The organism is Streptomyces sp. NPDC027962 (genome assembly GCF_055566095.1).
Window position 1 is genome coordinate 343,652 of sequence record NZ_JBVHTA010000001.1, and the last position, 12,164, is coordinate 355,815.

A 12,164-nucleotide genomic window follows, 5' to 3' on the forward strand; every position below is an offset into this window, starting at 1 on the left:
GCTGCGCCGCCCCGCCGCGGTCCGCGACGGGGCGGGCGACACGGTCGGCCGATCCCGCTCCGGCCGCCCCTCACGTCCCGTCGCGCTCCACCCGTACGCCCTCCGGCACCCCGCGCACCGGACCGACGTGCCGCCCCAGCCGCAGGGTCGTCAGCCGGGGGAAGGCCCGGAGCGGGCCCAAGTCCTGGCGGGCGTCGTGGACCAGCAGGTAGAGGTGGGTGAGGCGGTCCGCCACCAGGCCCTCGACCAGCTGCCCGGGGGTGAGCAGTTCGGCGACCTGGATGCGCTCACGGCCGCCGAGGCGGCGCAGCTCGGCCATCTCCTCCGGTCCGGTCACCGTGAAGTACAGCCCCTCCGGATCCAGATGGGCGATCACCTCGTCCGCGTACCGCTCGGTGTCGAACCGCCGCCAGGCGCCCGCCAGTTCCGCCCGCACGGCAGGCGAGCGCCGGTCCCGGAGCCGTACCAGGTAGTCGATCGCCGCGTCGTCCCGGACCCCGGCCGCGGTCGCGGCCAGCAGCAGGGCGCGGTCGTCGGAGACCTTCTCCGGGTCCGGCAGCAGCTCCAGGGCTATGGGCCCGATCCAGCCCAGCCCGCGCGCACTGTCAAGACTGTCCGGCTGGGCTATGAAACGGGTCCGCTGACGCACCATCTCCCGTGTCTCGGGGCTCATCTCCGTGGCGTGCTCCAGGCAGGCGGAGGCAAGCAGCTTGCAGTACTTGGCCTCCGCCGCCGTCAGCCCCGGCCGGGCGGAGACCAGCTCCTCCATCATCTGCGCGCATTCGTCCGGCCGGGCGAGCGAGACCGCCATGCGGATCACCTCGTCCCAGTCGGAACGGTGGGCGTTGTTCACCAGGAAGCGGATGTCGTGCCGCTCGACGGCCTCCTTGGCGCTCAGATAGTCCTGGAAGGTGCGGTGGACGAAGTCCACCACACCGGGTGTCGGCATCCGCAGCAGCCCGGTGCGGTGCAGGAGATGGTCGAACAGCTCCTCGGAGGTGCCCTGCCGGCCGGCGCTCGGGATCGCCGGCAGATAGAGGTCCAGAATGCTGACGGCGGTGCTCCGGTCCACCTCGGTCAGGTCGTTCAGCAGCATCCAGTGCGCGAGCTTCTGCAGCAGCCGCTCCTTGGCCTCACGGTCGATGACGATGCCGTCCGCGTCGACCTCGCGCTCGGGATCGCGGCGCTCCAGCAGCATCGCCAGTGCCGCCTTGTACAAGGCTTTGCGGCCCCGCGGCAGGATGCCGCTGCGGTCCCGGTTCAGCGCGCAGATCAGGCTGCACATCAGCGGATTGGTGGCCAGCCCGCGCAGTTCCCGGATGAGCCGCACCGAGTGCAGCAGCCGCCGCTCGTAGTGGGGGAGGCGGGAGTGGTCGGTGCCCGGGTCGGAGGTGGCGGCCGTGTGCCAGGAGCGGATGAACCGCGATACCTGGTCGCGGGTCATCGGCGCGAGCGTCAGCTCGGTGAAGCCCTGCGCCCCCAGCCACCGTTCGCGTACGGCCGTCGGCCGGGACGTCACCACCCAGCGGTTGCCCGGAAACGTGCGCTGGAGCGCGTCGATCTGCCCGCGCACGAGCTCGCGCCGTTCTGCGGGCGCCTCGTCGATGCCGTCGATCAGCAGCAGAGCCCGCCCGGAGGTGAGCACCCGTACCGCCCAGCCGTTCGGCTCGGACCCGGCCATCGGATGGTGCGCGGCGGACAGGAACTCGGCCGGCGCGGGCACGTCCTGGTCGGAGAAGCGGCGCACCGGCAGCACGAACGGCACCAGGCCGCGCAGCGACGCCAGCTCGTCGGGCAGCCGGTCATCGGCGGTGGACACCGCCAGCCACTGCATCAGGGTCGTCTTCCCGGACCCGGCGGTGCCCCGCACCAGCACGCGCGGCCGCCCCGCAAGCGCATGATCCACGGGCACAGGTGGCCGCGGCCCCGTCCCGTCGAGCGGCCCGGCCGGCTGGTCCTCGTCGGCGATCTCCGCGCCGAGCCCGATGTACGTCGCGTCCAGCGGCCAGCGCCCCGGCGAGTTGATGAAGTCGACGCCGACGATGGTCACCTGGCTGTACAGCTGGACCAGACTCGCCAGGTACCCGGACTCGAACCGCGCGTCGACACCGTCGGGGGACGGGTGCCGCTCCAGCAGCCGTACGATCTCCTCGATGCGCCTGCTCTGCTCGACCGCCGTCCGGGCCACGAACGTGGACCGCTGTGTGAAGAAGTGCAGGACGTGCACGCTCGCGGTGTCCACCAGCCGCTCGTGGAACCATGCCGCGTCCGCCGACAACTCCCGGCAGGCGTCGGGCACATGGCGGCGCAGCCGCCGCGCGAACTCCTCGGGCCCGAGGCCGACCGCCTGGACGTCGTCCATGTCCAGCTCGCCCAGCCCGTACAGGGTCCTTACGACCGCGTCCACGACGGCGGAGTGCTCGTCCTCGGGGAACCCGTCACGCGGGCCGGCCTCCCGCCGTGCGCGGCACACCAGATCATCGGTCAGTTTGCGGAGGTCGTCGTGGGAGAGGGTCCGTTTCTCACCACGGAAGGACACGAGCCCGGACAGTCGCACACCCCGCTCGACGAGACCGGCGCCCGCCCCTTCCCGTACGAAGAGCCGCTTGACGAGCGGGGTGACCACGCTCGCTCCGACACGTAACCCGATGCTGGCAGGATCCATCGTCCCGACCGTAGGGGAGGGCGGAGCCCCGCTCAAGAGGCCGGCACGCCCCCGCCGGCCGTGCGCCCTGCCGCGCCCGGGCCGCCGCGCCGAGGCACGTACCCACGGCATAGTCCCAGGTCCCGCCGCATGACGAGGCCCGTCGACCGGTGCGCCCGCTCTGCGCCCTTCTGCACAGCGTATCGGGGGGTGAGCCTGAGACGTACGGGGGCCGGTGCCGCCGCACGGCGGCACCGGACAACACCGCGGAGGAGGCAGGGGCATGCTCGAGGAACTGACGGTCACCGCATGGCAGAACTTCGGGCACGACCGCCTCTACGTGAACCTCCCCGACGGGACGCCCATCGGCTGGGCGGACCGCAGGACCGGCGGCATCACCGTGGTCCACGCGCGCTATCGCGACGACGTGACCGACGTGCTGGCCCGCCGCGCGCCCGAACTCCTGACTCCGGCGCCGCCCGAGATCCGCGTCTACGTCGGCTCCCTGACAAAGGGCATCGGCGGGGCGAGCCCGGCGGAAGCCGCGGCCCCGGCCGGCGAGCTGCCGCCGGAAACCGCCGCACCGCCGGCCCGGCCCGCGGCGCTGCCCGAGTTGACCCCGGAGGCCGACCTCGCCTCCCACCGCCCCGGCGCGACCCTCCGCGCCACGGCTCCCGCGGTCGGGTCCGGGGACTCAGGGCTGCTCGAACGACTCAGCTCCCGGGTCCAGCGCCGCCGGCCCATGGACGCGGCGCGCCGGAAGGAACTCCTCGGCGAACGCAGAACCGGCGCCGAACTCGGCCGCCTCACCCGCCACGGCTGGCGCGTCCTGCACTCGATCCCGCTCCTGGACGGCGGGGACATCGACCACCTGCTGATCGGCCCGGGCGGCGTCTTCACCATCCGTACCGAGTACTACCCGCAGCAGTCCGTACGGGCCGGCGACGACACGGTCACGATCGACGACGGCGCCCCCTGCCCGTACATCACCGAGTGCCGCGCCGAGGCCGCCCTCGTCCGGCAGACCCTGGAGCGCCACACCGACTTCCCGGTCCCCGTCCACGCGGTCCTCGTCTTCGTGGACGCGGCGTCCCTCGAAGTGGCGGCCACCCAGACCGACGTCCGCGTCTACCGCGAACGCCAACTCTCGGCCCTGGCCCCCTTGACGGGCACGCTCACCGCCTACGAGTCGGACCACCTGTACGAGATCGCGCGGCGGCGGGGTGTGTGGGGGGAGGCGTGACCGCGGGCCCCGGCGCCGTCACGCACACCGGTAACCACGCATGGCGACATTCACCTCACCCAGAGTGGCAACACCCTTGCCGCGGCAGTCCGGAATCGCCATGGGCCCCTCACTCGCGCGGTGCCGAGCTGCCCGAGCGGGCCGGCCTCGGTACGGTCGATTCATGGAACGGGTCGGCGCTGTCCTGATCGATATCGACGGCGTGCTCACGGTGTCCTGGAAGCCGCTGCCCGGCGCGGTGGAGGCGATGCGGCAGCTGCGTGAGCGCCGCGTACCCCTGGCGCTGCTCACCAACACCACGTCCCGCACACGCGGTTCGATCGCGACGGTCCTCGCGGAGGCCGGGTTCCCCGTCTCCGCCGAAGACGTCCTCACGGCTCCGGCCGCCACCGCCGCGTACCTCACCGAGCACTTTCCCGGAGCGCGCTGTCTGCTGCTCAACAGCGGCGACATCGCCGACGACCTCACGGGCGTCACCCTGATCGGCCCGGACGACGACGCCCCGGCGGACGTGGTGATCGCCGGCGGCGCCGGCCCGGAGTTCGACTATGCGACCCTCAACCGCGCGTTCACCCACCTCCAGCAGGGCGCCCCACTGGTGGCCATGCACCGCAACCTCTACTGGCGCACGGAGTCGGGCCTCGCACTCGACACGGGCGCCTTCCTGCTCGGCCTGGAACGAGCGGCGGACGTCGAGGCGGAAGTCATCGGCAAACCCGCCGCCGCGTTCTTCGCGACGGCTCTGTCCCGGGTGGGCGCCACTGCCTCCGAGACGCTGATGGTGGGCGACGACATCGACTCGGACGTCCTCGCCGCCCAACATCACGGCCTGACGGGCGTCCTGGTCAAGACGGGCAAGTACCGCCGGGAAACCCACGAGACGGCGTCGGGGACACCGGACCACGTGCTCGATTCGTTCGCGGATGTGCCGCGCCTGCTGGAGGAGTTGGAGCCGACGCGTGCCCACGGTACCGGCGCCTGACAGAGCGGCAGCGGCCCGCTCGTACATCAAACCCGATGCCATCCGAAGACTCGACGCGGTCCGGCGGTTCGTCCGGTGCCATCCGTTGTCGTCCCGGACAGGCTCCTCGTCGACGAGGACCGGCGATCGGCCCCAGCCATTTCCCGCCGCAGGCGCCAGGAGGACCGCCCCACGCTGCCCCGCTCCGGGTTGGCCCGGCTCATTCATCGGCTCCCGGGAGGAGTACGCCTGCTGTGGACCGATTGGGGCACTCTTGCCGTCCCTTGAGTGAAGGCTCGGAGCGGCGCGCACTCGCCGGCGACCGGTGTGGAGATATTCGGTTCCGAAATGAGACCGGCGGGGGTTTTGCTGGCGGAAGGCCACACGTCATCTGCCTTGTCGACGACCGTGATCCTTCCGCTCAGAGCCAGCGGCGGCTCTCCCCCTTGTGAAAGGAACGCCAGTATGAGGAAGCTCGCTTGGGCCGCTCGGGGCATCGCGGCAGTGACCGGGGCCATGCTCGCCGGAGGTGTCATGGCCCCGTCCGCGTCCGCGGACAGCGGCCTGGAGGTGGCCGCCTTCGTACAGGAGCTGCACGACAGCATCGGAGTCATGGACGGGTACGGGGGAAGGTGCAAGTCCACCCAGCGCGACGTCAGCTCCACCGTCGTCGACTATTCCGGAAGCGGCTTGTTCGAAACCGTGTTCCGCGCCACGACCGACCGACGGGGCAACGCCTACCTCAACGACAGCCGCGACCCCGGCGCCTGGATCGATCTCGACCTCGTCCCCGGAGCTCCGGAGTGCACGGAGGACCCCGCCGTCTCCGTGACGGAGGAAGACCCCGGCCACCTCTTCATCACCCTGCTGGCTGGGGACGGCAAGATCCACCAGGCCCGCTGCGAGGTCGCGGAAGGAACGCCCCTGACCTCGGCGAACATCGCGACGGCGTGTGCGCCCGGGTTCACCCCCGTTCCGGGCACGCCCGTGTAACAGCTTGTCCACCTTCCGCTCCGGCGGATACGTCAGGCCGGAGAAACGGCCAGTGGCCGGTTGCCGTCGGGTGATCGGCCACGTCGTCGTCTCGCTGTCGAGGGCGAGGTTGAACTCACTCGCCGCTCACTCGGGAGCAGCGATTGAGCAGGACAAGGACCTGGACTCAGTGGGACTGGGTCCAGGTCTTCATGTGTGGAACTCGTGCAGGTCAGCGCCTTGATCACGCTGATCTGCCGTTGTCACCTTCATGGTGCCGACGGCTGCCCACCGCTCGAGGAAGCGTGCGATGGCTCCTGTCACTCGTTCAGATGCGCCTCTCATGCGCATTGCGTGCATGATGCCCAGAATCGACCACGATGTGTTGTGCCTAATGACAGGGGTAACGGATCATGCCCACGTTTGTCGCGCTGCTGAACTGGACGGATCAGGGGGCCCGCGGCTACAAGGACACCCTGCAACGCGCCGAAGCCTTCACTGCAGCGGCACAGAAGCTCGAGGTGAAGGTCTTGAACCTCTACTGGGCCGTCGGTCCGTACGACATCGTGGCTGTCGTAGAGGCGCCCGACGACGAGACTGCCACCGCAGTGCTCCTACAGGTCGGCGCGTTGGGCAACGTCCGTAGCACGACCCTGCGAGCCTTCGGCCGGGAAGAAATGGACCGCATCATCGCCAAAGCCACTGGCTGAAGACTGCTACCTCGAGGACCGGTCAGTACGAGTGACACGCTCACGGCGGTACGGATCGAGGCCCCTGGATCTGTCCGGGGGCTTCGCCGTTTCCGGGTGCTGACTGACCTGGGACGACGCCTCATGATCCATCCCGCGAATAGGCCGCGGACTCTGTCATACGGCGACTCCGAAGCGGCATACGGCTGCACACGCAAGAAGACCCCGGCCTCAGCGTTTCCGCTGGTGACGGGGTCTTTGGGCACCTCATACAGGGTGCCCCCGGCAGGATTCGAACCTGCGCACACGGCTCCGGAGGGCATGCTCGGCGAGGTCGTCACCATACCTTTGGCCTGCGGGAACATCCTCTCGAGATGGCACGCGTCACAGACTCACACGCTGCTCACACGAGGACGTGCGTCAAGCCATGGCGGAGCTGGAGCGCCAGGAGGCTCATCGCGATCAGCCAACACTGTGTGAGGCTCTCTGGGTACGAGGCCCAGTAGCCTTCGTCTGGCTTGAGCGACCGCAACCGCCTCGTGCCGTGCCGTTGCCGATCGTGCTACACCCGCTACTGACCGTGGTCTACTGCTGCATCGGGCATGGAACGGGCGCGGGTACCCGCCCGAAGCGGGAGGGGGCGCACGCCCCTGGAAAGACTGCGCTGGTTGTGCGCCGGTTTCTGTTGGCAAGCTCTCTTTCGCGCTCCATGCCCCGTCGCACCCCCATCCAGTTCGGCATGCGGGCACTCGAGGGGGCAACCGGTGGCAGGGTTACATCACAGGTGCGCCGAGGTGGGGGAAGAGGGTGCCAGTGGAAGCTCGCTTTGTGGGCCGGCGCTCGCTGAGGCCTCTGGTGGCACCTTCTCAACGTAACTCCAGGGCAGTCGACGGCATCCTGCAGCGACGCGGAGCAGCGCGCCACCTCTTGCTTCTTGGAGCTAGTCGTACAGTTCCTCTGCCAGCGTCTGAGGCCGCTGCGCCGAGGCGAGGTAATAGCCGTATATGGGGCATGGACAGGCAGGCAATGGGGGCAGTTAATTGACGGCCGAGTCGGATCAGGCACAAACCTTCCTGTGGAATCTGCAGACAATGGTCGCCGAGGCGCGCGGCCCGGCGCGCGATACCCAGGGTGAGCGGTCGGTGGAGTTTCGTCGCAGCATAATAAGGGGCATTCTCCCCGATGCAAGCGAGGACCAAGTGAACACTTTTGTAGCGAGGACGGGACAGGCTCCGGAGCACTGGCCGCCACTCGGACCGCATGAGTCATTCGGGGGCTACCATATGATCCATAAGCTCGCGGACACCCTAGAAAAACATGTCCCCATACCTTTTGCGCGACCAATTTTGGGCACACTCACCACGGGCGATATTAATGCCGTAAGTCTGCTCGTTCCTGGTTCCGATGCGCATATTGTGGTATTCGAGGACCAGCTCTTCAACTTCGCCAACCTCTTCGGCAAGGCCGTGGCGCTCGCGATTCCATTCGAGGAGACCGAGGATGGGAACGTGATGTTTTCCTTGGGTAGCGCAGAGGTGCGGCGGCATATTGAGGAATCGCCTGAGCCTCTACACCGGTTTCGGGAGGTCGTCTTGGCCTATCTCCTGCACGGCGAGCCGGGCTGGGCCCCGCAGTACTTCATTTCACCTCAGGAAATTCATTTGCCCTCCATGCTCCGAGACGGACTGGAACTCTTCGTCCTCGGTCATGAGTACGGTCATGTAATAGGTGGCCATCTGGCAGACGGCACGACACATAGGCGACTGCTGGGCACGACGGATTCCGATCTTGCTGAGGTCGTCTGGAGTTGGGAAAAGGAACACTATGCCGACATGGTCGGTTGGGATTTGTCCATTTTGGCAATGCTCGAGAAAGGATTCGACGTCGCAGGAAGTCATGCGGGTGTCGAGTTCTTCTTCTCCGCCTGTGAAGTAATCGAAAAAGCTCTGCCGCTGCTCACCATCGGCCACACAGAAACGGTCGGGGTATCCTCCTCGCATCCGCCGACCGCGCAGCGACGGGAGCTCTTGCGTATGTATCTCAAGAAAAAAGTGCCCGCAAGCGATGCAGATTCAGCGATCCACCTTGGCGAACGAATCCAAGAGATCGTGAATATTCTATGGGAACACACCGCTCCCCTGATCCAGGAATTGCACCGCCGCGGCGAGCGTCCGGACGCCCGTTGGCTGTGAAGAGCTCGTCAAGCTGCGCCTGATCGCAGCGGCTACAGGCACCTATCCACTGGCTTTGCCGAAGCGACTCGCTCGATGCGCAACTTTCGCACCGCACCTTGGGCCCGCACGCGTAGGCTCCTGGCGTCTATGGCCACGAGTGGGCCGCAGAACACATTGCCTTCGGTGTCAACGACACGGATGCTTGATTTTTCCGCTCTTTCCCCATACCAGGTCAGGCCGACGCCCGTGGTGACGACAGCCAGAGCAGTGAAGCCAGCGGCGATCGCAAGGCGCAAATCTCTGACGGCTTTACGCACGCTGAGCCGCTGGTGCGTGAGGAGTTCTTCCAGTGAGCTTTCGGCGAGTCTGCGCCTGGGCAGACCGAAAGCGGCTCGCATGGCCAGGAAGGCGCCACTGGCAGACAAGAGCAGGCCCATCAGAAGCAGCAGCCCTACCGCGCTGCGCGTTCCGGGAGACAGCCCTTGAACCGTGTCGGGTCCTTTCACCACCCCGACAGACGTAAGCAGGGCGAGCAGTGCGGCGAGGCCGTTGCGCCAACTCTCCGCTTGGGCGCGGACCCGCGGCAACTCGTCTTCCAGTAGTCTGCGTGCCTCGTCGGCGCGGAGCCGACTCGCTGGCGTACTGGGTGTGCCAGGGGTGACACGAATCGTCATCACAGGCCCCACGTAACGCGCAGCACCCAGGAAGCACCGCAGCCTTGGCGGTCTTCGACATCGGGGTGGCTGACTCGGCAGCCGCAGATCACTTCGATTTCCCGCGTACTGGGCTGAGTGAGGCTTCGGCGCAGCACCCGGGCTAGCAGGCCAGGGCGGGAGCTTCCTGGTGCGACAGCACTTGAGTAGGCAACGAGCCGCTCGGAGAACACGCCTTCGTGCTGACAGCGCGGGCACGGGCCGCTCACGACGACCACTTCGGGCGTCTCCTCGTCCGGGTGCAAGCTCACCTTCGCCGTCCCGGCTGCAACCACGCTCCAGTTCGGGTCCGATACCACTTGGTACGGCACTTCTTCCTGGTCTGACATACGCCCCCTTGCCCTAGAGCCCAACATAACGCGGCGTGACTTGCACGTACTGGGAAACAGCCATGGCGGGCAGCACCGCACCCGCAAGGTCGGCTTAGCGGCTCGGCGCGAGTGATCACGACCCCTTACGCTGGCCCGCGGATCGGGCTGGCATCTGGACCTGCCGCAGTGCCTGATTTGGGGGCATGATCTTAGAGACTCGCGCCAAAGTGGCTGCCTAGAGCCGTCGGGCCCGACCGACCCAGGTCTGCCAGGGGCACTCGGAAGTGTTCGCAGCATCGTGGGACGCTTGACTCTGACGACGGACACGTGGAGAAGGGAGAGCGGGTGTCGCAACAGGCCAGCCCTCGGGGGACCTTCCTGAAGATTGCCGATGCGGTGAAAGTAGAGATCGACTCTAACCCCAATATGACAGAGCTGCCGTCGGCGGCAGAGCTGATGCGGGACCACGGTGTCTCACGCGGGGTCGCCCTGCGTGCCTTCGTAGTCCTTGAAAAGGAGGGGCGCGCAACACCGGTTCCTGGGGGCCGGTGGCGCGTCGTTCGGGAGGGTCAAGAGCAGCCCCGCAGGCCATTGGCGGAGCAGATCGAAGACGTGATCAGGGTCGAGCTTGAGGTAGGAGCGAAGTTCCCCAGCACGAGCGCCCTTGCCGAGCGGTTCGGAGTCTCACGCCCGACGGTGGCCAGGGCGCTCGACAAACTAGAGGCAGCAGGACTGTTGTCCGCAAGTCAGCAAGGGAAGCAGCGAACTGTATTGGCCCTGCCAGGCCAAGAGGGGCGACCGTAGCGTGAGAAAAACCGGGCTGACGGAGTGGGCGTACCCGCTCGCCGAGTCGTTGCTGGCCGAGCTACTCCCCCGCAGGTGGAAACACTCGCTGGGGGTAGCCGAGCGAGCGCGAACCATCGCGCCGATTCTCGGCGCGGACGCCGAGTTGATGGAAGCTGCTGCTGTGCTCCACGACATCGGCTATTCGCCGGACCTTGCTAAGACGGGATTCCACCCGCTCGACGGGGCCCGCTACCTCCGTGACGTCGCTGACGCAGACGAGCGCGTCGTGCAATTGGTGGCTCACCACTCGTGTGCGTGGATGGAAGCGGAAGCGCGAGGGCTGCGTGAGGAGTTGGAGAGCGAGTTCCCTCGCGAGGCTCCCCACCTCAATGACGCGCTCTGCTACTGCGACATGAACACCACGCCGGACGGCACCCCCACCAATCCCTTGGATCGCGTGAGCGAGATCGCCGGGCGCTACGGGACGGACAGCCTGATTGGCACGTTCATCCGCCGCGCCGAGCCGGAAATTCTGGCCAGCACAGCCCGTGTACTCGAGCGGCTCGCCAAGGCTGACCGTCAGCCGATGTAGGGCGCCGTCCGACTCCGGTCCATCGCGTGCTCGATCCGAAGCCGCATGGTCGGATGCACGTCGTACTCCGACAGGTCCGCTGGTTCGACCCAGCGGACCTGTGTCGTCTCATTGCTCGTTCGGACTTCGCCGCCGATCGGCCGGGCGCGGAAACAGATGCTGAACTGCTGTCGAGCCTCGCCATCGTCGTAGAGCATCACGTGGCCGGGGTCGGTGTAGATCCCTGACATATCGATGACTTCGGCCTTGATGCCGGTCTCTTCCCAGACCTCGCGTACCACGGTGTCACTGATGGACTCGCCAACGTCGTGACCGCCGCCGGGAAGCGCCCACCGGCCGTTGTCTGACCGCTGGATCATCAGGACCTGCCCCGCATCGTTCTGCACGAACGCCACGACGGACGGCACAACGGAGTTGGCCGGCGGGGCGTCTGGGTCGTGGAGGTAGTCGATGCGTCCCATGTTCATGCTCCCGTGAGGTCGTGGTCAGTGACCTGGCGCGCGCCTCCCCAGGTCTGCTCGATGCTATTCGCATACGTGTCGAAGAGCCCGCCCCCAGGAAGTCGCCGCAGGTGGAGCACGGGAGCCATGAACGCGCCGATGCCGTAGACGTGGGTGTTCACCAGCATTTCGTCATCCGCCCGGAACAACGAGTTGTAGAGCGTCGCATCGTGCAGCCGAAAGCTGATGTCCGGGTGGCTGGCGAAGAGGGGCCGGTAGTTCATGAGGGCGTTGCGAATCTTGCCATGCATAATCTCGTGCCCCTCGTCTATGCCACGTTGTTGAACCGCGGCACAGCCCGGATCACCAAGCAGGATGCGCACTTGCGCGTTTCCCCGGACCTTCGCCTTCAAGATGTCGATGAACTGCGGGTCTTCGGACAGCCACAGACCGGCAAACACGAGAACGTCGATGTGCCTTTCGGCCCGCCCGTAGATGTCGCGCCAGAGGCCAGGCGGAACCGTGTGCCGATGCGGGTAGACAGTGAACCGCCCCGTGTCAGGTAGAGACTCGATTCCGTGAAAGGATTGAGTCATGGCACGACCCTCCCGTTACCCGCTTGAGTTGCGCCGTCGCGCG

12 protein-coding genes are annotated in these 12,164 nt (G+C 67.3%); 7 read left to right on the forward strand and 5 right to left on the reverse strand.

Annotated elements, in window-relative coordinates; genetic code table 11:
- Nucleotides 1–70: 70 nt before the first annotated feature.
- Nucleotides 71–2,665: an NACHT domain-containing protein gene (locus ACZ4SA_RS01540; protein ID WP_468268389.1), complete on the reverse strand. Its 2,595-nt coding sequence runs from the start codon at nucleotides 2,663–2,665 to the stop codon at nucleotides 71–73.
- Nucleotides 2,666–2,927: 262 nt separating this feature from the next.
- On the opposite strand from ACZ4SA_RS01540, the gene ACZ4SA_RS01545 reads away from it, so the two are divergent.
- The 5 genes from ACZ4SA_RS01545 to ACZ4SA_RS01565 all read left to right on the forward strand — a co-directional run bounded on the left by ACZ4SA_RS01545 (nucleotide 2,928) and on the right by ACZ4SA_RS01565 (nucleotide 8,701).
- A complete protein-coding gene (locus tag ACZ4SA_RS01545; RefSeq protein WP_468268392.1) occupies nucleotides 2,928–3,887 on the forward strand; it encodes a nuclease-related domain-containing protein in 960 nt (319 codons plus the stop codon).
- A 163-nt stretch (nucleotides 3,888–4,050) separates the two neighbouring features.
- A complete protein-coding gene (locus ACZ4SA_RS01550; protein WP_468268395.1) occupies nucleotides 4,051–4,869 on the forward strand; it encodes an HAD-IIA family hydrolase in 819 nt (272 codons plus the stop codon).
- A gap of 444 nt (nucleotides 4,870–5,313) precedes the next feature.
- Complete coding sequence (locus tag ACZ4SA_RS01555; protein WP_468268398.1) at nucleotides 5,314–5,841, forward strand: hypothetical protein; 528 nt, start codon at nucleotides 5,314–5,316, stop codon at nucleotides 5,839–5,841.
- A gap of 392 nt (nucleotides 5,842–6,233) precedes the next feature.
- Nucleotides 6,234–6,530 (forward strand): GYD domain-containing protein, encoded by a 297-nt coding sequence (locus ACZ4SA_RS01560; protein ID WP_468268401.1) that lies wholly within the window; start codon nucleotides 6,234–6,236, stop codon nucleotides 6,528–6,530.
- Between the two features lie 1,019 nt (nucleotides 6,531–7,549).
- Nucleotides 7,550–8,701, forward strand: a complete 1,152-nt coding sequence (locus ACZ4SA_RS01565; RefSeq protein ID WP_468268404.1) for a M48 family metalloprotease — start codon at nucleotides 7,550–7,552, stop codon at nucleotides 8,699–8,701.
- Nucleotides 8,702–8,733: 32 nt separating this feature from the next.
- On the opposite strand, the gene ACZ4SA_RS01570 is transcribed toward ACZ4SA_RS01565, so the two are convergent.
- Together ACZ4SA_RS01570 and ACZ4SA_RS01575 are read right to left on the reverse strand one after the other, a co-directional pair.
- Nucleotides 8,734–9,357, reverse strand: coding sequence for a hypothetical protein (locus ACZ4SA_RS01570; RefSeq protein ID WP_468268407.1), 624 nt, complete (start codon nucleotides 9,355–9,357; stop codon nucleotides 8,734–8,736).
- Nucleotides 9,357–9,725, reverse strand: a complete 369-nt coding sequence (locus ACZ4SA_RS01575; protein ID WP_468268410.1) for a hypothetical protein — start codon at nucleotides 9,723–9,725, stop codon at nucleotides 9,357–9,359. Before ACZ4SA_RS01575 ends, ACZ4SA_RS01570 begins: the two co-directional genes overlap by 1 nt.
- A 438-nt stretch (nucleotides 9,726–10,163) precedes the next feature.
- Between ACZ4SA_RS01575 and ACZ4SA_RS01580 the strand changes: the two genes are divergently transcribed.
- On the forward strand, nucleotides 10,164–10,511 hold the full coding sequence (locus ACZ4SA_RS01580; protein ID WP_468268483.1) for a GntR family transcriptional regulator: 348 nt from the start codon (nucleotides 10,164–10,166) through the stop codon (nucleotides 10,509–10,511).
- Between the two features lies 1 nt (nucleotide 10,512).
- Entirely contained in the window at nucleotides 10,513–11,085 is a 573-nt protein-coding gene (locus ACZ4SA_RS01585; RefSeq protein ID WP_468268413.1) for an HD domain-containing protein, read from the forward strand.
- Here ACZ4SA_RS01585 and ACZ4SA_RS01590 read toward each other — a convergent pair.
- Both ACZ4SA_RS01590 and ACZ4SA_RS01595 read right to left on the reverse strand, forming a co-directional pair.
- Nucleotides 11,073–11,546, reverse strand: coding sequence for an NUDIX hydrolase (locus tag ACZ4SA_RS01590; RefSeq protein WP_468268416.1), 474 nt, complete (start codon nucleotides 11,544–11,546; stop codon nucleotides 11,073–11,075). The two genes, ACZ4SA_RS01585 and ACZ4SA_RS01590, sit on opposite strands and share 13 nt — an antisense overlap.
- Nucleotides 11,547–11,548: 2 nt before the next feature.
- Complete coding sequence (locus ACZ4SA_RS01595) at nucleotides 11,549–12,121, reverse strand: XRE family transcriptional regulator (RefSeq protein ID WP_468268419.1); 573 nt, start codon at nucleotides 12,119–12,121, stop codon at nucleotides 11,549–11,551.
- Nucleotides 12,122–12,164 lie beyond the last annotated feature (43 nt).